The 18,923-nt window shown below is 71.4% G+C and carries 13 protein-coding genes and 1 riboswitch; of the genes, 9 read left to right on the plus strand and 4 right to left on the minus strand.

All coding sequences use genetic code 11. The features are described from left to right. Positions 1–12 precede the first annotated feature (12 nt). The 3 genes from ACYVO7_RS08065 to ACYVO7_RS08075 are packed head-to-tail and all read left to right on the plus strand — an operon-like array spanning position 13 to position 3,558. Positions 13–1,557, plus strand: a complete 1,545-nt coding sequence (locus ACYVO7_RS08065; protein WP_460449312.1) for an ABC transporter ATP-binding protein — start codon at positions 13–15, stop codon at positions 1,555–1,557. Position 1,558: 1 nt separating this feature from the next. Continuing rightward, positions 1,559–2,617 (plus strand): ABC transporter permease, encoded by a 1,059-nt coding sequence (locus ACYVO7_RS08070; RefSeq protein WP_460449313.1) that lies wholly within the window; start codon positions 1,559–1,561, stop codon positions 2,615–2,617. Beyond that, positions 2,614–3,558, plus strand: a complete 945-nt coding sequence (locus ACYVO7_RS08075; protein ID WP_460449314.1) for an ABC transporter permease — start codon at positions 2,614–2,616, stop codon at positions 3,556–3,558. The genes ACYVO7_RS08070 and ACYVO7_RS08075 overlap by 4 nt, the downstream gene beginning before the upstream one ends. 40 nt (positions 3,559–3,598) lie before the next feature. Here ACYVO7_RS08075 and rocD read toward each other — a convergent pair whose 3' ends face one another. Then, entirely contained in the window at positions 3,599–4,822 is a 1,224-nt protein-coding gene (gene rocD / locus ACYVO7_RS08080) for an ornithine--oxo-acid transaminase (protein ID WP_460449315.1), read from the minus strand. Beyond that, positions 4,819–5,868, minus strand: coding sequence for an arginase (gene rocF, locus ACYVO7_RS08085; RefSeq protein WP_460449316.1), 1,050 nt, complete (start codon positions 5,866–5,868; stop codon positions 4,819–4,821). Before rocF ends, rocD begins: the two co-directional genes overlap by 4 nt. Positions 5,869–5,981: 113 nt before the next feature. Here rocF and ACYVO7_RS08090 point away from each other — a divergent pair, with 113 nt between their 5' ends. The 6 genes from ACYVO7_RS08090 to ACYVO7_RS08115 all read left to right on the plus strand — a co-directional run bounded on the left by ACYVO7_RS08090 (position 5,982) and on the right by ACYVO7_RS08115 (position 12,610). Further along, a complete protein-coding gene (locus ACYVO7_RS08090; RefSeq protein WP_460449317.1) occupies positions 5,982–6,425 on the plus strand; it encodes an Lrp/AsnC family transcriptional regulator in 444 nt (147 codons plus the stop codon). A 56-nt stretch (positions 6,426–6,481) separates the two neighbouring features. Then, positions 6,482–6,587, plus strand: a riboswitch (TPP riboswitch). A gap of 46 nt (positions 6,588–6,633) precedes the next feature. After that, entirely contained in the window at positions 6,634–8,502 is a 1,869-nt protein-coding gene (thiC, locus tag ACYVO7_RS08095) for a phosphomethylpyrimidine synthase ThiC (RefSeq protein WP_460449318.1), read from the plus strand. 278 nt (positions 8,503–8,780) lie between these two features. Further along, positions 8,781–9,701, plus strand: coding sequence for a glycine betaine ABC transporter substrate-binding protein OsmF (osmF, locus tag ACYVO7_RS08100; protein WP_460449319.1), 921 nt, complete (start codon positions 8,781–8,783; stop codon positions 9,699–9,701). A 37-nt stretch (positions 9,702–9,738) separates the two neighbouring features. After that, positions 9,739–10,923: an ABC transporter permease gene (locus ACYVO7_RS08105; protein ID WP_460449581.1), complete on the plus strand. Its 1,185-nt coding sequence runs from the start codon at positions 9,739–9,741 to the stop codon at positions 10,921–10,923. Further along, positions 10,920–11,864: an ABC transporter ATP-binding protein gene (locus ACYVO7_RS08110; RefSeq protein WP_460449320.1), complete on the plus strand. Its 945-nt coding sequence runs from the start codon at positions 10,920–10,922 to the stop codon at positions 11,862–11,864. Before ACYVO7_RS08105 ends, ACYVO7_RS08110 begins: the two co-directional genes overlap by 4 nt. A gap of 5 nt (positions 11,865–11,869) precedes the next feature. Beyond that, on the plus strand, positions 11,870–12,610 hold the full coding sequence (locus ACYVO7_RS08115; RefSeq protein ID WP_460449582.1) for an ABC transporter permease: 741 nt from the start codon (positions 11,870–11,872) through the stop codon (positions 12,608–12,610). Here the strand turns inward: ACYVO7_RS08115 and ACYVO7_RS08120 are convergent. Next, positions 12,607–15,738: an efflux RND transporter permease subunit gene (locus tag ACYVO7_RS08120; RefSeq protein ID WP_460449321.1), complete on the minus strand. Its 3,132-nt coding sequence runs from the start codon at positions 15,736–15,738 to the stop codon at positions 12,607–12,609. The genes ACYVO7_RS08115 and ACYVO7_RS08120 overlap by 4 nt on opposite strands. Next, positions 15,735–18,893: an efflux RND transporter permease subunit gene (locus tag ACYVO7_RS08125; RefSeq protein ID WP_460449322.1), complete on the minus strand. Its 3,159-nt coding sequence runs from the start codon at positions 18,891–18,893 to the stop codon at positions 15,735–15,737. The genes ACYVO7_RS08120 and ACYVO7_RS08125 overlap by 4 nt, the downstream gene beginning before the upstream one ends. Between the last annotated feature and the right edge of the window lie 30 nt (positions 18,894–18,923).

Here is an 18,923-nt window from a genome sequence, read left to right on the forward strand (position 1 = left end):
CCGGACCCCGCCATGCGTGAACCCCATCCCCCATCGCCGGCGCCCGCCGTCGTCCCGCTCATGGCCATGCGGGGCGTGTCGAAGAGCTTTGGAAACGTGCGCGCCAATGCGGACGTCGACCTCGACGTCATGCCGGGCGAGATCGTCGGCCTCCTGGGCGAGAACGGCGCCGGCAAGACCACGCTGATGAACATCCTGTTCGGCGCCTATGCGGCCGACTCGGGGACGATCGAGATGGGCGGCCGGCCCGTGCGCATCCGCAACTCGGCCGACGCGCTCGCCGCGGGCGTCGGCATGGTTCACCAGCACTTCCACCTCGCGCCGCGCCTGACGGTGCTGGAGAACCTGCTGGTCGGGATGCCCGGGCGCCATGGCGCTCTCGATCGCGCCGGCGCGCTGGCGCGCCTCGACGAGATCGGCCGGCACTTCGGCCTGCGCATCGAGCCCGACCTGCCCGTCGGAGCGCTGTCGGTCGGCGAGCAGCAGCGCCTGGAGATCCTGAAGGCGCTGTTTCGCGGCGCGCGCCTCCTGATCCTGGACGAGCCAACCGCCGTGCTGGCGCCCGACGAGGTGGAGGGGCTGTTCAAAGCGCTGCGCCGCATGGCCGCCGAAGGGCTCGGCATCGTGTTCATCTCGCACAAGCTGAACGAGGTGAGGGCGCTCACCCATCGCTGCGTGATCCTGCGCCATGGGCGCGTCGCGGGGCGCATCGCCGATCCCGCGGGCGCCACGGCGTCCGAGATAGCGCGGCTGATGTGCGGCCAGGAGATCGTCGCGCCCGTGCGCCCGCCCGTGACGCCCGGCCCGGCGCTCCTCACGCTCGACCGCGTCTCGACACGTGGCCATGACGGCGCGCCGCTGCGCGACGTCAGCCTCGCCGTGCGGGCCGGCGAGATCGTCGGCGTCGCGGGCGTGTCCGGCAACGGCCAGCGGGCGCTGGCGGACGTCGTGGCCGGGATGCTCACGCCGTCGGAGGGCGCGATGACCCTTTGCGGCGCGCGAATCCAGCGCTTCACGCCCGCGGAGGTCCAGTCCCACGGCCTCGGGCGCATCCCGAAGGACCGGATGACCACCGGCCTCGTCACCAGCCTGCCGCTGGCCGACAGCATGGTTTTGCCGCGCATCAAGGATCCGGCCTTCAGCCGCCACGGCCTGCTCAAGCCCGGCGCGATCCTGCGCTTCGTGGAGGAGCAGATCCGCGCCTTCGACATCCGCTGCCCGGGACCCATGGCGAGGGCGGGAGCGCTGTCGGGCGGCAACCTGCAGAAGGCGCTGCTGGCGCGCGAGCTGGCCTTCGACCCCAAGGTGGTGGTCGTGGCGCAACCCACGCGCGGGCTCGACATCGGCGCGGCGCGCTTCGTCTACGACAAGTTCCTGGAGCTGCGCGGCCGCGGCTGCGGCTTGCTGGTGATCAGCGAGGACCTGGAGGAGCTGCTGACGCTCTCCGACCGCATCGCGGTCATGTATGAGGGTCGCATCGCCGGAGTGCTCGACGCGGCCGACGCCTCGGTCGCCCGGCTCGGGCTGCTGATGAGCGGCGTGGAAGGGCGGGCCTGAGATGCTGAAGCTCGAACCGCGCCAGACCACCCCGCACGCGCTGAATGTGGGCCTGCCGCTCCTCGCGATCGCGGCGACGCTGCTGCTTGGCAGCCTGCTGATCGGCCTGTCCGGCGCGAATGTGCTGGACGCCTATGCGGTGCTTTTCGCCAGCGCGCTGGGCAGCCGCACGGGCCTGACCGAGACCATGGTGAAGGCCGCGCCCATGATCTTCACCGGGCTCGCGGTCGCGGTCGCGTTCCGGGCCAGGTTCTGGAACATCGGCGCTGAAGGCCAGCTCCTGGCCGGCGCGGTCGCGAGCGCCTGGATCGGGGCGTTCCCGATGCCGGCGCCCTTGGCCTGGCTCGCCATGGCGCTGGCGGGCGCCGCCGCGGGAGCGGGCGTGGCCATGATCCCGGCCGTGCTGCGGGTCAACTTCAAGGTCGACGACGTGGTCAGCTCGCTGCTGCTCAACTCCATCGTGTTCTACGCCGTAATGGCGCTGATCGAGGGCCCCTGGAAGGACCCGATGAGCGGCTACCCCATCTCGCCGCCGATCGAGGACGACGCGAACTTCCCGGTGCTGCTGGCCGGCACCCGCCTGCATTTGGGCGTGTTCGCCGCCGTGGCGGCGGCCGGCGCGGTGTGGTTCCTGATGAGCCGCACGACGCTCGGCTTCGCCATCCGGGTGACGGGCGAGAACGCCGCCGCCGCCCGCTATGGCGGGATCCCGGTCGGCCGGATCATCCTGCTGACCGCGGCCCTGTCGGGCGGCCTCGCGGGCCTCGCCGGAGTAGGGGAGGTGGGCGGCGTCCACTTCCAGGTGATGAGCGACCTCTCGCCGGGCTTCGGCTACAGCGGCATCGTGATCGCCATGCTGGCGCGCCTCAGCCCGCTCGGCGTCGTGCCGGCCGCCATCTTCTTCGCCGTGGTGATGACCGGGGCCGAAGCCATGTCGCGCGCCACCGGCGTGCCGGTGTTCCTGGCCGACGTGCTGCAGGGCATCGCGCTCCTCGCCATGCTGGTCGCGCTGCTCTTCACCGGCTACCGCCTGAGGCGGGTCCGGGGCGTCGCCACATGAGCGACGTCCTCGCCCAGCTGATGCAGGTCGGCTTCCTGGCCGCCATCGTGCGCATCGCCACGCCGCTGATCCTCGCCACGCTGGGCGAGATGATCTCCGAGCGGGCCGGCGTCCTCAATCTCGGGATCGAGGGCATCATGCTGCTCTCGGCCATGACGGGCTTCACCGCCGCGAACCTCACCGGCGATCTCTGGATCGGCATCCTGGCCGCCGTCGCGACGGGGGCTCTGGCGGGGGCGCTGCACGCCGTCTTCACGGTGGGGCTGGGCCTGAGCCAGCACGTCGCCGGCATCGGGCTGACGCTGTTCAGCTCCGGGCTCGCCTATTTCCTGTTCCGCCTCATCTATGGCCAGCGCAGCGCGTCGCCGAGCATCGTCAGCTTCCAGCCTGTCCCGATCCCGGTCCTGTCGGACATCCCGATCCTCGGGCCGGTGCTCTTCAACCAGTTCGCCCTGGTCTATGTCGGCCTGCTGGCCGTGCCGGTGATCGCGGTCCTGCTCTACCGCACGCCCTGGGGTCTGGCGCTGCGCATGGCGGGCGAGAACCCGCGCGCGGCCGACTCGGCCGGCGTGAACGTCGTGGCGATCCGGTTCCAGGCCGTGGTGCTGGGCGGCGCCTTCATGGGGCTCGCGGGGGCGTTCCTGTCCATGGCCCAGTTCAACGCCTTCACGTTCGGCGTGGTGTCGGGCCGCGGCTGGGTGGCGATCGCGCTCGTCGTGTTCGGCCGGTGGGACCCCTGGCGCTGCGCCGGCGCGGCGCTGCTCTTCGCCGCCATCGACGCCCTGCAACTGCGCCTGCAGGCGAGCGGCATCGGCCACATTCCCTACGAGGCCTTCCTGATCCTGCCCTTCGTGCTGACCATCGTCGCCATGGCGATCATGTCGCGCAACGCCGTGGCCCCGGCGGCGCTGCTGAAGCCGTTCCGCAAGGAAGAGCGCTGAGCCCGCCGCTGCGCGCGATCGGGAGAGTGGCGAGCGTCGCTCACGCCGCCGCCACGCCCTCGCTGCGCAGCACGGCCCCGATCTGCTCGACGGCCCAGTCGGCCTGGTCCTGCGTGATCACCAGCGGCGGCGAGATGCGGATGGTGTGGCCATGGGTGTCCTTGGCCAGCAAGCCGCGGTTCTTCAGGGCGTAGCAGAAGCGCCGCGCGCCGCCGGCCTCGGGATGGAGCTCGACGGCCAGCATCAGTCCGCGCCCGCGGACCTCCTTGACGATGTTGCTCCCGAGCCCCTCCAGCGCCGTCTTCATGGCCGCGCCGATGCGGGCGGAGTTCTCGATCATGCCCTCTTCGACGAGCACCTTCAGCGCCATGCGGGCGACCGCGCAGGCGAGCGGGTTGCCGCCGAAGGTGCTGCCGTGCTGCCCCGGCTTGAGCACGCCGAGAACCTGCGTGTTGGAGAGTACGGCGGAGACCGGGTAGAAGCCGCCCGACAGCGCCTTCCCGACCAGCGTGACGTCGGCCTCGACGCCCTCGTGCTCCTCCGCCAGCAGCTTGCCCGTGCGGCCGAGCCCCGTCTGGATCTCGTCCAGGATGAACGTCACCCCGTGGGCGGTGCAAAGCTCGCGCACGCGGCGCAGATAGCCCGGCGGGGGGATGATCACCCCCGCCTCGCCCTGGATGGGCTCGATCAGCACGGCCACCGTGTTGGGCGTGATGGCGGCCTCCAGCGCCGCCGCGTCGCCGAACGGCGTGACCCGGAAACCGGGAGCGAAGGGCCCGAAATTGCCGCGCGCCTCCGGGTCCGTGCTGAATCCCACGATGCCGAGCGTGCGGCCATGGAAGTTGTCCGACGCGACGATGATCTCGGCCTGCCCGGCGGGCACGCCCTTCACCTCGTAGCCCCATTTGCGCACCGCCTTGACGGCGGTCTCGACGGCCTCCGCGCCGGTGTTCATGGGCAGGATCTTGTGCGCGTTCGTCAGCGCGGCGACCTCTTCGTAGAAGAGCGCCAGCTGGTCGTTGCGGAACGCCCGCGACGTCAGTGTGAGCTTGCGCGCCTGCTCGATCATGGCCTCCAGGATGCGCGGATGGCAGTGGCCCTGGTTGACGGCCGAATAGGCCGAGAGGCAGTCCAGGTAGCGGTTGCCGTCCACGTCCCAGACATGGACGCCCTCGCCGCGCGACAGCACGACGTCGAGCGGGGCGTAGTTGTGGGCGCCGAGCGTCTGCTCGACCGCGATGAGGTCCGCCGCGTGCATGCTCATCCCACCACCTCCATGGCGCTGGATCCGTTGGTCTGAAGGGTCGGCCGTCGCGTCCCCACGTCGCGCCGAAGCAGGATCGAGCGGCCCAGCAGGCTGGCCGTGAGGTCGGCCATCAGCAGGGCGCTCTTGCCGCGCTCGTCCAGGAAGGGGTTGAGCTCGACGAGGTCGATGGAGCCCACGAGGCCGCTGTCGTGCAGCATCTCCATCACCAGATGCGCCTCGCGGTAGGTCGCCCCGCCGGGCACCGTGGTGCCGACGCCCGGCGCGATCTGCGGGTCGAGGAAGTCCACGTCCAGGCTGACGTGGAGATGCGTCCGGTCAGGGTCGAGCCCCTCCAGCATGCGCTGCATCAGCACCGAGACCCCGAACTCGTCGATCAGCCGCATGTCGTTGCAGGCGATGCCGTGGTCCTCGATCGCCTCGCGCTCCTGCGCGTCGATGGAGCGGATGCCGAACAGGTGCACCTTGTCGGCCGGCACGGGCGGGAACGGCCGTCCGCCGAGCAGCGGCGCGAGGCTGCGGTCGCCGCACAGGAAGGCGACGGACATGCCGTGCATGTTGCCGGAGGGCGTCGTCGCGGGCGTGTTGAAATCGGAATGGGCGTCCAGCCAGAGCACGACCAGGTCCTTGCCGGTCTCGCCGCAGCGGCGCGCGACGGCGCTGACCGTGCCCATCGAGAGGCTGTGGTCGCCGCCCATGAACACCGGCAGAGCCCCTGAGGTCATGATCCCATAGGCCCGGTCGTGGATGGCGGCCGTCCAGGCCGCGATCTCGGCGACGTTGCGGCAGCGCTCGGCCAGCGGCTGCAGCGCCGGCGCGAGCGCCGCGTGCGGGGGCGCGATGTCGCCATGGTCCTTCACCCGGTAGCCCAGGCCGGCCAGCGTCTCCGGCAGTCCGGCGGTGCGCAGCGCCGCGGGGCCCATCAGGGTTCCGCGGGCGCCCGCGCCATATTCGAGCGGGATCCCGAGAAGCGCGATCTCGGACAGGGCGGCGTCATGCCGCCGGGCGCGGGACGCCTGCTGCGACGGGACAAGGATATTAGCCAACGCTCTCTCTCCGGTGTTCGACATCCAGGATCGATGATGCGGGACGGCGTGCTGAACAGAAAGCCAGCAATGTGCTACGATCAGCCATTGAGCTGACGAAAAGGCAGGCTGCGATGGCGAAAAGTCAGAAGCACGGCTTCTTGGACGAGACCGACCGCCGACTCGTCGAGCTGCTGCGCAGCGACGCCCGCATGCCGGCCGCCACGCTGGCCCGCATCCTCGACGTCTCGCGCGGAACCGTCGCCAACCGAATCGCCCGCCTGATCGAGGACAAGGTGCTGCTGGGCTTCACCGCACGGCTGGGCTCCGAGGCCGACGCGGTGGGCGTGCGCGCGCTCACCATGCTGGAGGTCCGCACGGTCGACATGAAGTCCGTCGTCGGGCCGCTGAAGCGCATCCCCGAAGCCGCCCGCGTCTACTCCACCAATGGCCGCTGGGACCTGGCCGTCGAGCTGAACGCCCATGACCTCGGCGCCCTCGACCGCGCCATCTCGCAGATTCGGGCGATCCGGGGCGTGTCCCACTCGGAGACCAGCATCCTGCTCGCCGAGCTGTGAGCCGCGCGCCCGACGCCGGAGCCGTTGACACAACCCCGGATTGAAGACCATCCTCGGCCCATTCCGAGGGGAGCTCCAGGGCGGAGCTGAGACGGCGGTGAGCCGGACCCTTTGAACCTGATCCGGGTCATACCGGCGGAGGGACAGGAACCTGCTTCACGGCGCCACCCCACGCGAGTCCCGGGTCTCCATCGCACCAGGAGATCCCATGACGATTCACACCCCGCTTTCCCCGCGCAACGGCGCCGACGCGCCGCAGTCGGTCACGACCGGTCCTCTGCCGGCCTCCCGCAAGGTCTACGCCCCCGCGCCGGGCGGGCCCGGAATCCAGGTCCCGTTTCGCGAGATCGCGCTGGCGCCTTCCGCGGACGAGCCGCCGGTCCGCGTCTATGACGCCTCCGGGCCGTACACCGATCCGGACGCCGTCATCGACCTCGCGGCCGGCCTGCCGGAGATCCGCAAGCCCTGGCTGGAGAAGCGGCTCGGCCTCGCCCCGGCCCAGCCCCGCGCCGTGAAGCCGGAGGACAACGGCTCGGTCCCGCCCGACAGGCTGGTTCCGTCCTGCCCCGCGCCCCGGTCCGTTCTGGCCGGCCAGCCCGGCGCGCTCGTCACCCAGTACGAGTTCGCCCGCGCCGGCCTGATCACCGAGGAGATGATCTATGTCGCCGCGCGCGAGAATCTCGGCCGCGAGGCGGCGCTCGCGGAGGCGGGCGCGCGCATCGCGGACGGCGAGAGCTTCGGGGCGGCGCTGCCGGCCCATGTGACGCCGGAATTCGTCCGCCGGGAGATCGCCGCCGGGCGCGCCATCATCCCGGCCAACGTCAACCACCGGGAGCTCGAGCCGATGATCATCGGCCGCAACTTCCTGGTGAAGGTGAACGCCAATATCGGCAACTCCGCCGTCACCTCGTCGGTGGCCGAGGAGGTCGAGAAGCTGGTCTGGGCGATCCGCTGGGGCGCGGACACCGTCATGGACCTCTCGACCGGCCGCAACATCCACAACATCCGAGACTGGATCATGCGCAACGCGCCCGTGCCGATCGGGACGGTGCCGATCTACCAGGCGCTGGAGAAGGTGGACGGCGACGCCTCCCGCCTCGACTGGGAGGTGTTCAAGGACACGCTGATCGAGCAGGCCGAGCAGGGTGTCGACTACTTCACCATCCATGCCGGCGTCCGCCTGGCCCATGTGCCGCTGACCGCCCGCCGGGTGACCGGCATCGTCTCGCGCGGCGGCTCCATCATGGCCCGCTGGTGCCTGTCGCATCACCGCGAGAGCTTCCTCTATGAGCGCTTCGGCGAGATCTGCGACATCATGCGCCGCTACGACGTGTCCTTCTCGCTCGGCGACGGCCTGCGCCCGGGGTCCATCGCGGACGCCAACGACGCGGCCCAGTTCGCCGAGCTCGACACGCTGGGCGAACTCACGCGAATCGCGTGGGACAAGGGCTGCCAGGTGATGATCGAGGGCCCCGGCCATGTGCCGATGCACAAGATCAAGGCCAACATGGACAAGCAGCTCGCCACCTGCGGCGAGGCGCCCTTCTACACGCTCGGGCCGCTGACGACCGACATCGCGCCGGGCTACGACCACATCACCTCCGGCATCGGGGCGGCCATGATCGGCTGGTTCGGCACGGCGATGCTCTGCTACGTCACCCCCAAGGAGCATCTCGGGTTGCCCAATCGAGACGACGTCAAGACGGGCGTGATCACCTACCGGATCGCCGCCCATGCGGCCGACCTCGCCAAGGGCCATCCCGCCGCGCAGGTCCGGGACGACGCTTTGTCGCGGGCGCGCTTCGAGTTCCGCTGGGAGGACCAGTTCAACCTGTCGCTGGACCCCGACACGGCCCGCGCCTTCCACGACGAGACGCTGCCCAAGGAGGCGCACAAGGTGGCGCATTTCTGCTCCATGTGCGGCCCGAAATTCTGCTCGATGAAGATCAGCCAGGACCTGCGCCAGGAAGCCGCCGCGATGAACGCGGCCGCCGAGCAGGAGCGCGCCGCGGGCCTCGACCAGAAGGCCCGGGAGTTCACGGCCGCCGGCGGCGCCCTCTACGTTCCCGCGCCCTGAAGGGCGGAGCCGGACGAAAAAAACCGCCGGCGCGGAACGCCGGCGGGAAGTGGATGTCCCCTGGCCCGACGCGACGCGGCCAGGGGACGGTCTCGGAGGGAAGTCGAGAAGGAGAACCTCTCGGCCCCATGATCAGATCATGGTGGAGCCATCCGGCGTGTGAGCGTGTTCACAGGACGCCGCACCGGGCGCCGATGCGCGTTCCGCTTGACGGCGGAGAACGCTGGCGGCCACTCTGGCGGCTGGCGGGGGCCAGCATTGGCAATCGTGAGGGCTCCATGTTTCGTTCCTTGAAGACGCTCGGGCTGGCGTTGGCGCTGACGGCGGGCGCAGCAGGCGCCGGCCGCGCCGCCGACGTCGTCGTCTCCTCCAAGCTCGACACGGAGGCGACGTTGCTGGGCAACGTCATCCGAATCGTCCTGGAGGCCAATGGCGTGAAGACGCAGGACCGCCTCACGCTCGGCGGCACGCCCGTGGTCCGCAAGGCGATCACGTCCGGCGAGATCGACATCTACCCGGAATACACCGGCAACGCGGCCTTCTTCTTCAACAAGGCGGAAGACCCGGCCTGGAAGGATCTCGCCAAAGGCTACGAACTGGCGAAGAAGCTCGACTACGACGCCAACAAGATCGTCTGGCTGACGCCCGCGCCCGCCAACAACACCTGGGCGATCGCCGTCCGCAAGGACGTGGCGAGCGGCGCCAAGCTCGCCACCATGAGCGATTTCGGCAAATGGGCGTCAGGCGGCGGCAAGGTGAAGCTCGCCGGCTCGGCCGAGTTCGTGAACTCGCCGGCCGCCCTGCCGTCCTTCCAGAAGACCTACGGCTTCGCCCTGAAGCCCGACCAGCTCCTGGTGCTCTCGGGCGGCGACACGGCGGCCACCATCAAGGCCGCGGCGGACCAGTCGAATGGGACCAACGCCGCCATGGTGTACGGCACCGACGGCGGGATCGCGGCCTCCGGCCTCACCGTGATGGAGGACGACAAGAACGACCAGCCGGTCTACGCCCCGGCCCCCATCATCCGCGAGGCGGTGCTGAAGGAGCATCCGAAGATCGCCGACATGCTGAAGCCCGTCTTCGAGAGCTTCACGCGCGAGACCCTGCAGGAGCTGAACGCGCGCATCCAGGTGGGCGGCGAACCCGCCAAGGCGGTGGCCGAGGACTACCTGAAATCCAAGGGCCTGTTGAAGAAGTAAGCGCGCCGTGGCCGCGCCGTCCGGAGCCGCCGCCGCGCTGCCGGCGCCATCGGCGGAGCGCGGCGGCGAACGGACCCGTCGCATCGACCGCCTCGGAGTCCTCCTGTGCGCCATCGGCGGCGCCGGGATGGCCCTGATGCCGTTCCTGGTCTTCAAGGCCAACCGGATCGCCTCGGGCGCTCCGAAAGGCGTGTGGGAGGCCCTGCCGCCCGCCGGCGCCGCGGCGTTCTGGGCGGCGGTCGGCGGCGTCGCGGCCGTCGCCGTGCTGGCGGCGAGCCCCAAGGCGCGGCTCGCGGCCTCCCTGGCCGGAGTCGCCGCGCTTCTGGCCGCCGTCGCTCTCGGCGCCGCGCATCTCTCCCCGCCGGGCGACCGCTTCGCCCGCATCGCGCCGGGCGGCGGCGCCTGGCTGCTCCTGCTCGCCGTCGGCCTGATGGCCACCGACGCGCTGGCCCGGCTGAGGCCCGGCCCGCTCGCCCGCGTGCTGGCCTTGGCGGCGGCAGGCGCGGTCGCGGCCCTCATGCTCAAGTCCGGCCTGTTCGATTCCCTGTCGGTGCTGCGCGAATACGCCTCGCGCGCCGAGGTCTTCGCCCGCGAAGCCCGCCAGCACGTGCTGCTCGCCGGCGGCTCGGTGGCCGCCGCGATTCTGGCGGGCGCTCCGCTGGGCGCCGCGTGCCACCGCTCCCCGCGCCTGCGCGCCGCGGCGCTGCCGGCGCTGAACATCGTCCAGACGATCCCCAGCATCGCGCTCTTCGGCATCCTGATGGCCCCGCTGGGCTATCTCGGGCGGGCGTTCCCCCTGGCCGGCGATCTCGGCGTCCGGGGCATCGGCGCCGCCCCCGCGCTCGTGGCGCTGTTCCTCTACGCCCTGCTGCCGCTGACGGCGAACACGGCGCTCGGCCTGCGGCAGGTCTCCCCCGCCGCCGTGGACGCCGCCTACGGCATGGGCATGACCCGCTGGCAGGTGCTGCGCGGCGTGGAGATTCCGCTCGCTCTGCCGGTCATCCTCACCGGCGTGCGCATCGTGCTGGTCCAGAACATCGGCCTCGCCACCGTGGCGGCGCTGATCGGCGGCGGCGGCTTCGGCACCTTCGTGTTCCAGGGCGTCGGCCAGACCGCGATCGACCTCGTCCTGCTCGGGGCCGTCCCGACGGTCGCGCTCGCCTTCTCGGCCGCCGTGCTGCTGGACGCGGCCGTGGATGCGCTGCGAAAGGCGCCCGCATGATCGTCCTCGACGCCCTGACCAAGCGCTACGGGGACACGACGGTCGTCGACCGCGTGTCCATGACCATCGAGCCCGGGACCATCGCGGTCGTGGTCGGGCAGTCCGGCTCGGGCAAGTCGACGCTGCTGCGGATGATCAACCGGCTGGTGGAGCCGAGCTCCGGAACGGTGACCATCGACGGCGTCGACGTCGCGGCCAAGCCCGGCCATGAGCTGAGGCGCGGCATCGGCTACGCCATCCAGGGCCACGGCCTGTTCCCGCATCGCACGGTGGCGCAGAACATCGCCACGGTGCCGCGCCTGCTGGGCTGGCCGCGCGCCCGCACCGCCGCGCGGGTCACGGAGCTTCTGGAGGCGTTCGGGCTCGATCCGGCGCAGTTCGCCGGCAAATATCCGCACGAGCTCTCCGGCGGCGAGCAGCAGCGGGTGGGCGTCGCCCGCGCGCTGGCGACCGAGCCCAACATCCTCCTCATGGACGAGCCCTTCGGGGCGCTGGACCCCATCATCCGCATGAAGGCGCAGGACGACCTGCTCGCCATCCAGCGCCGCTTCGGCACCACCGTCCTGCTCGTCACCCACGACATGGACGAGGCCTTCCACCTGGGGGACCGCATCGCCGTGATGAGCGGCGGCCGCCTCCTGCAATACGGGGCCCCGGCCGAGCTGCTGGTCCGCCCGGCGGACGACTACGTCGCCCGGCTGACCGGGTCCTCGGAGCGCGCCTTCCGGCTGCTGTCGCTGCTGCGCGCCGGCGACGCCGTGGAGCCGGGGGCTCCGCCGGCCGGGACGCCGGGCGCCGTCGACGCCGACGCCAGCCTCAAGGACGCGCTGGCCGAACTCGTCTGGCGCGGCGTCGACCGGATCGCCGTGACGGGTCCGGACGAGCGGCCGCTCGGGGTGCTGACCCTGCGCGGCGTGCTGGAGCGGGGGAGGGCGCGGTGACGACGCTGCGGGCCCTGTGGCCGAGGCTCCTCGCGGCCGCGCTGCTGGCCGCCTTCCTGCTCTCGCCCCAGAGCTTCGCGCCGGTCTTCGCGCCGCTCACGCATGACGGCGCGCCGGCGATCTACAACCAGGCCAGCCTGCTGGCGCTGGCGCTGGCCCATCTGCGGCTGGTCGCGCTGGCGACGGCCGCCAGCGCCGTGGTGGCCGTGAGCCTCGGCGTGCTCGTCACGCGTCGGATCGGGGCGGAGTTCATGCCCCTGTCGCGGGCCATCGTGAATATCGGCCAGACCTTCCCGCCCGTCGCCGTGCTGGCCGTCGCGGTGCCGCTCGTCGGCTTCGGCGAGGCGCCGACCCTGATCGCCCTCTTCGTCTACGGGCTGCTGCCCATTTTCGAGAACACCATCGGCGGGCTGCAGCAGACGCCCGCTGCGGTGATCGACGCCGCGCGGGGCGCCGGCATGAGCCCGCTGCAGCGCCTCTGGCAGGTCGAGCTGCCGCTCGCTGCGCCGCAGATCTTCGAGGGCGTGCGCCTCTCCACCGTCATCGCGATCGGGACGGCCACGATCGGGTCCACGGTGGCCGCCAAGGGGCTTGGCGAAGTCATCATCGCCGGCCTGCTCTCCGACAACACCGCCTTCGTGGTCCAGGGCGGCCTCGTCGTCGGCCTCATGGCCGTGCTGGTCTACGACGCCCTGTCGGCGGGCGAACGCGCCATCCTGCGCCGGATCGGGCTCCCGGCCCGCTAGACCGGCGCGCCTTCCGGCCGCGGCGGCCCGACGGGCGCGGTCGGCGCGGGCCGCCGCCGTCGGCGGTGGAGCTTGTCCATCAGCAGGTAGATCACCGGCGTCGTGTAGAGGGTGAGGAGCTGCGACACGATCAGCCCGCCCGCGATGGTGACGCCGAGCGGCCGGCGCAGCTCGGAGCCCGGCCCGGTCGCGACGATCAGCGGCAGGGCCCCGAGCAGCGCCGCCAGCGTCGTCATCAGGATGGGCCTGAACCGCTCCAGGCAGGCCTCGTGGATGGCGTCCCTCGGCGACAGCCCCCGCGAGCGCTCCCCTTCCAGGGCGAAGTCGACCAGCATGATGCCGTTCTTCTTGACGATCCCGATGAGCAGGATGACGCCGATGAAGGCGATCACCGAGAGCTCCATCCCGGTCAGCTTGAGCGCCAGCAGCGCCCCCAGCGCCGCCGACGGCAGGGTCGACAGGATGGTCAGCGGGTGCGCCAGGTCCTCGTACAGGATCCCCAGCACCAGATAGACGGCGATGAGCGCCGACAGGAGCAGCAGCGGCTGCGACGCGGCGCTGTCGGAGAAGGCCTTGGCGTCGCCGGCGAACTCCGCATGCAGCGCGTCCGGCAGGTGCATCGCGGCGACGGCCTCCAGGATGCGCCGCTGCGCGTCCGCGGCCAGCACGCCCGGCGCCATGTCGAAGCTGATCGTCGCCGCCGGGAACTGGCCCTGGTGGTTCACCACCAGCGGCGCCAGCGTGCGCTCCACCGAGGCCACGGCCGAGAGCGGCAGCTGCACGCCGCCCGCGCCCGTCACATGGATGGAGGACAGGTCCCCCGGGTCGCGCTGGAACCGCTGGTCCACCTCCATGACGATCCGGTACTGGTTGCGCTGCGTGTAGATGGTCGAGATCTGGCGCTGCGCGAAGGCGTTGTTCAGCGCGTTGTCGATGTCCTGGATCTTGACGCCGAGGCGCGACGCCGTCGGCCGGTCGATCGCGACCGTCGCCTGCAGGCCGTTGGGCTGCCGGTCCGACGTGACGTCGACGAGGCCCTCGACCTTCTTGATCTCCTCCAGCACCTTCGGCGCCCAGGCCACGAGCTCGTCATAGTCCGGATCCCACAGCGTGAACTGGTTCGGCGAGGCGCCCTGCCGGCCGCCCACCCGCACGTCCTGCGCGCCGAACAGATAGACCCGGATGCCCGCGACCCCGGCGAGCGCCTTGCGGATGCGGTCGATCACGAGAGCGGTGGCCAGCCCGCCGCGCTGGTCGATGGGCTTCAGGCTGACATAGAGCTGGCCCTGGTTCACCGAGCCGGACCAGCCGCTCGCGCCCACCGACGAGCCGACGCCGGCCACGGCCGGATCGGCCTGCACGATCGCCGCCGCCCGCTCCTGCAGCTCCTGCATGGCCGGGAAGGAGATGTCCGTCGAAGCTTCGGTGAAACCGAAGAGAAGGCCCGTATCGTCCTGCGGGAAGAAGCCTTTCGGCGTCTTGATGAAGAGGTTGACCGAGGCCGCGATGGTGGCCAGCAGCACCAGCACGGCGAGCAGCCTCTGGCGCAGGACGATCGCCAGCGTCACGGCGTAGACCCGCACCATCGCGGCCAGGACGCGCTCGACCATCCGGTCGAGGAGTCCCGTCTGGGCGCCCGTGGGAGCCGAGCGGGTGCGGGCGCAGATCATCGGCGTGACGGTCAGCGACACCAGAGTCGAGATCACGATGGTGAAGGCCAGCGTCAGCGAGAACTCCCGGAAGAGCTTGCCCAGCACGCCGCCCATCATGAACAGCGGCAGGAAGGCGGCGAGCAGCGACACGCTGATCGCCATCACCGTGAAGCCGATCTGCCGCGCGCCCTCGATGGCGGCCCGCATGGCGCTCATCCCGGCCGCGCGGTTCCGGTCGATGTTCTCGATCATCACGATGGCGTCGTCGACGACGAAGCCGACCGACACGGCGAGCGCCATGAGCGAGATGTTGTCGAGCGAGAAACCCGCGGCCCACATGGCCGCGCAGGCGCCGGCCAGGGACAGCGGCACCGTCACGCCCGCCGCCAGCGTCGGGGTGAGCCGCAGCAGGAACGCGAAGACGACCAGCATGACCAGCCCGACCGTGGCGGCCAAAGTCCACTGCATGTCCGCCACGCTGGCCCGGATGGTGACGGTGCGGTCGGTCAGGATGTCGATCTTGACGCCCGCCGGGATCCACCGGCCGAGCTGCGGCAGCAGCGCCTTGATCTGGTCCACCGTGGCGATGACGTTGGCGTCGCCCTGCTTGGTGATGGTGATCAGCACGGCCGGCTGGCCGTTGAACGACGCGGCCGAGCGCCGGTTGCGCACGCCGGGCTCGACCGCCGCGATGTCGGCCAGCCGGACGCCGACCCCGTTGCTGGTCTTCACCAGCAGGCGGCCGGCCTCGGCGGCCGTCCGCATCTGCGCGTTGGTGGCGATCGACAGCATCCGGTCCTCGCCGTCGATCGAGCCGATCGGCGCGAGCGCGTTGGCGGCGGCGATGGCGCTGCGCACCGTCTCCATGGAGACGCCCATGGCCGAGAGGCGCGTGGGATCGATCCGCACCCGGATGGCGGGCTGCTCGGCCCCCGCCACCGACACGTCCGCCACGCCCTCCACCTGCGCGATGCGCTGGGCGATGACGCTGTCGGCCGCGTCATAGATCGCGCTCGGAGCCACGGTGTCGGAGGTGAGCGCCAGGATCAGGATCGGCGCCGCCGCGGGGTTGGCCTTGCGGAAGGTGGGAAGCGTCGGCAGGTCGCCAGGAAGGTCGGTCGCGGCGGCGTTGAGCGCCGCCTGCACGTCGCGGGCCGCCCCATCGATGCTGCGGCCGGCGTCGAACTGCACCGAGATGGTGCTCGTGCCCAGCGAGCTGCGCGACGTGATCTCGGTGACGCCCGCGATCTCGCCCAGGCGCCGTTCGAGCGGCGCCGCCACGGTCGCCGCCATGGTGGCCGGATCCGCGCCGGGCCGGCTGGTCGAGACCCGGATGGTGGGAAGGTCCACCGTCGGCAGGCTCGCCACGGGCAGGAACCTGTAGGCCACGAGGCCGGCCAGCAGCAGCCCGAGCGCCATCAGTGTCGTCCCGACGGGGCGGCGGATGAACGGGCCCGAGATGCTGAAGCCGCTCATGGGCGTTCGCCCGGAAGGGCCGGGGACGGGGCGGGCGCGGCCTCCTCGCGCAGGCTCGCCAGCGGCGCCCCGCCGAGCCGCAGGCGCAGGTTCTCCAGCGCCAGGTAGATCACCGGCGTGGTGTAGAGCGTGATGAGCTGGCTCAGCAGGAGCCCGCCCACGATGCTGATGCCGAGCGGGTTGCGCAGCTCCGAGCCGACGCCGTCCTCGAGCGCCAGCGGCAGGGCGCCCAGCAGCGCCGCCAGAGTCGTCATCATGATCGGCCGGAAGCGCAGCCGGCAGGCCTTCACGATGGCTTCGCGGGGCGACAAGCCTTCGGTGCGCTCCGCGTCGAGCGCGAAGTCGATCATCATGATGGCGTTCTTCTTGACGATGCCCATCAAGAGCACGATCCCGATCAGCGCCACCAGCGACAGGTCCCGCCCCGTGAGGATCAGCGCCAGCAGCGCGCCGACGCCGGCCGAGGGCAGCGTGGACAGGATCGTGAGCGGATGGATCGCGCTCTCGTAGAGCACGCCGAGCACGATGTAGATCGTCACCACGGCGGCCAGGATCAGCCAGGGCTGCCCGGCCAGCGAGCGGGCGAACTCCGCCGCCTCGCCCGAGTAGCGGCCGGTCACCGTGTCCGGCATGCCGATCTCCGCCTCCGCCCGCGAGATCGCCGCGACGGCGTCGCCGAGCGACGCCCCAGGGGCGAGATCGAAGCTGATGGTCTCGGCCGGGAACTGCTCGTCATGCTGGATCACCAGCGGCGCCGTCCGATGCCGGATCGTCGCCACGGCCGTGAGCGGCACCTGCGCGCCGGCGGCGGACGAGAGGTAGAGCCGTCCCAGCGAGGCGCTGTCCTGCTGGTAGCGCGGCTGCGCCTCCAGGATGACGCGATACTGGTTCGCCTGGGCGTAGATGGTGGAGATCTGCCGCTGCCCGAAGGCGCTGTTCAGCGTGTCGTTGATCGTCTGCATGGAGACGCCGAGGCGCGCCGCCATGTCGCGGTCGACGTCGACGAAGATCTGCCCGCCGCCGTCGCCCCCCTCCGTGCCGACGTCGCGCAGGCCGGGCTCGGCGGCGATCCGCCTCGCCAGCCGGGCGGCCCAGCCCGTCACCTCCGCGCCGTCCGCCCCGGTCAGCGTGTACTGGTAGGCGGCGCGGCTGGAGCGCGTCGTGATCTGGATGTCCTGCACCATCTGGAAGGTGGCGCGCACGCCCGGGACGCCCGCGGTGCGCTCGCGCAGCCGGGCGATCACCTCCTCGGCGGAGGACGCGCGCTGCGTCCGCGGCTTCAGCGTGATGGTGAGGCGGCCCGTGTTGGGCGCCAGGTTCGTCGGGCCGACGCCTGCGATGGCCGCCACGCCGGTGACGTCCGGATCGCGCCGGATGGCGTCCGCCATCGCGACCTGGGCGCGCGAGATCGCCGCGAAGGACGCCGTCGGCTCGCCCTGCGTGACGGCGGTCAGGAGCCCGGTGTCCTGCGGCGGCAGGAACCCCTTCGGCATCGCCGCATAGAGCCACACCGTCGCCGCCAGCGTGCCGAAGGTGATGGCCAGCATCACGGCGCCGTGCCGCACGGCCCAGCCCAGGCTCGCCGCATAGGCGTCGGCGATCGCGTCGAAGAGGCGGCCGAAGACCGCGAAGGGGCGCGCGCGGACCCCGCCTGCGGGCGGCTCGTCCGGCGCGGTCCGGCCCTTCAGGATCAGGGCGCACATCATGGGCGTGAGCGTCAGCGAGACGATCGCGGAGGCCACCACCGCGATGGTGAGCGTCAGGGCGAACTCCCGGAACATGCGGCCCACGAGCCCGGTCATGAACAGCAGCGGGATGAACACCGCGACCAGCGACAGCGTCAGCGACACCACCGTGAAGCCGATCTCCCGCGCGCCGTCCAGCGCGGCCTGCAGCGGGTTCTCGCCCCTCTCGATGTGGCGCACGATGTTCTCGATCATCACGATCGCGTCGTCGACCACGAAGCCCGTGCCGATGGTCAGCGCCATCAGCGAGAGGTTGTCCAGGCTGAAGCCCGCGAACCACATCACCCCGAAGGTCGCGATCAGCGACAGCGGCAAGGCGACGCCCGCGATGAGGGTGGCCCGCACGGTGCGCAGGAACAGGAGCACCACCAGCACCACGAGCCCGACGCTCAGCGCCAGGGTGAACTGCACGTCCGCGATCGACGCCCGGATCGTGCCCGTGCGGTCGTGCACGACCGTGAGCGTGACGTCGGCCGGCAGGGTCCGCTGCAGGCGCGGCAGCTCGCGCTGCAGCCGCCGGACAGTCTCCACCACATTGGCGCCGGGCTGGCGCTGGATGTCGATGATCAGCGCCGGCTGGCCCTCGTACCAGCCCGCCACCTTGGCGTTCTCCAGCCCGTCCACCACGTCGGCCACGTCGCTGAGCAGCACGGGCGCGCTGTTGCGATAGGCCACGACCACGCTCTTGTAGGCGTCGGCGCTGGTGATCTGGTCGTTCGCCGCCAGGGTGTAGGACTGGTGCGCGCCGTCGAGCGACCCTTTCGGGCCGGCCACGTTGGCGTTGACGATGGCGGTGCGCAGGTCGTCCATCCCGATGGCGTAGGAGGCCAGCCGCTGCAGGTCGGCCTGGATGCGGATGGCGGGCCGGACGCCGCCCTGCACCGAGACATGCCCGACGCCCGTGACCTCGCTCAGCCGCTGCGCCAGCAGCGTGTCCGCCATATCGCTGAGCTGGCGCACCTCATAGGTCGGGGACCGCAGCGCCAATGTCAGGATGGGCGCGTCCGCCGGGTTCACCTTCGAGTAGGTCGGCGGGTAGGGCAGCGTCTTGGGCAGGGTCGAGGCGGCGGCGTTGATGGCCGCCTGCACGTCCTGGGCGGCGGCGTCGATGTCGCGGTCGAGGCCGAATTGCAGCGTCACCTGGCTGATGCCGAAGGCCGAAGACGACGTCATCGTGGTCAGCGACGGGATCTGGCCCATCTGGCGCTCCAGCGGCGCCGTGACCAGCGCCGCCACGGTCTCGGGGTTCGCGCCCGGCGCCTGCGTGGTGACCTGGATGGTCGGGAAGTCGACCTGCGGCAGCGACGACACCGGCAGGCTCCGGTAGCCCAGCACGCCGCCGAGCAGCACCGCCAGCCCCAGCAGCGAGGTGGCGATCGGCCGGCGGATGAAGGGCGTGGAGATGCTCATCGGACGGCCGCAGGACCGGGGCGGCTTGCG

Source organism: Alsobacter sp. SYSU BS001988 (assembly GCF_054796215.1).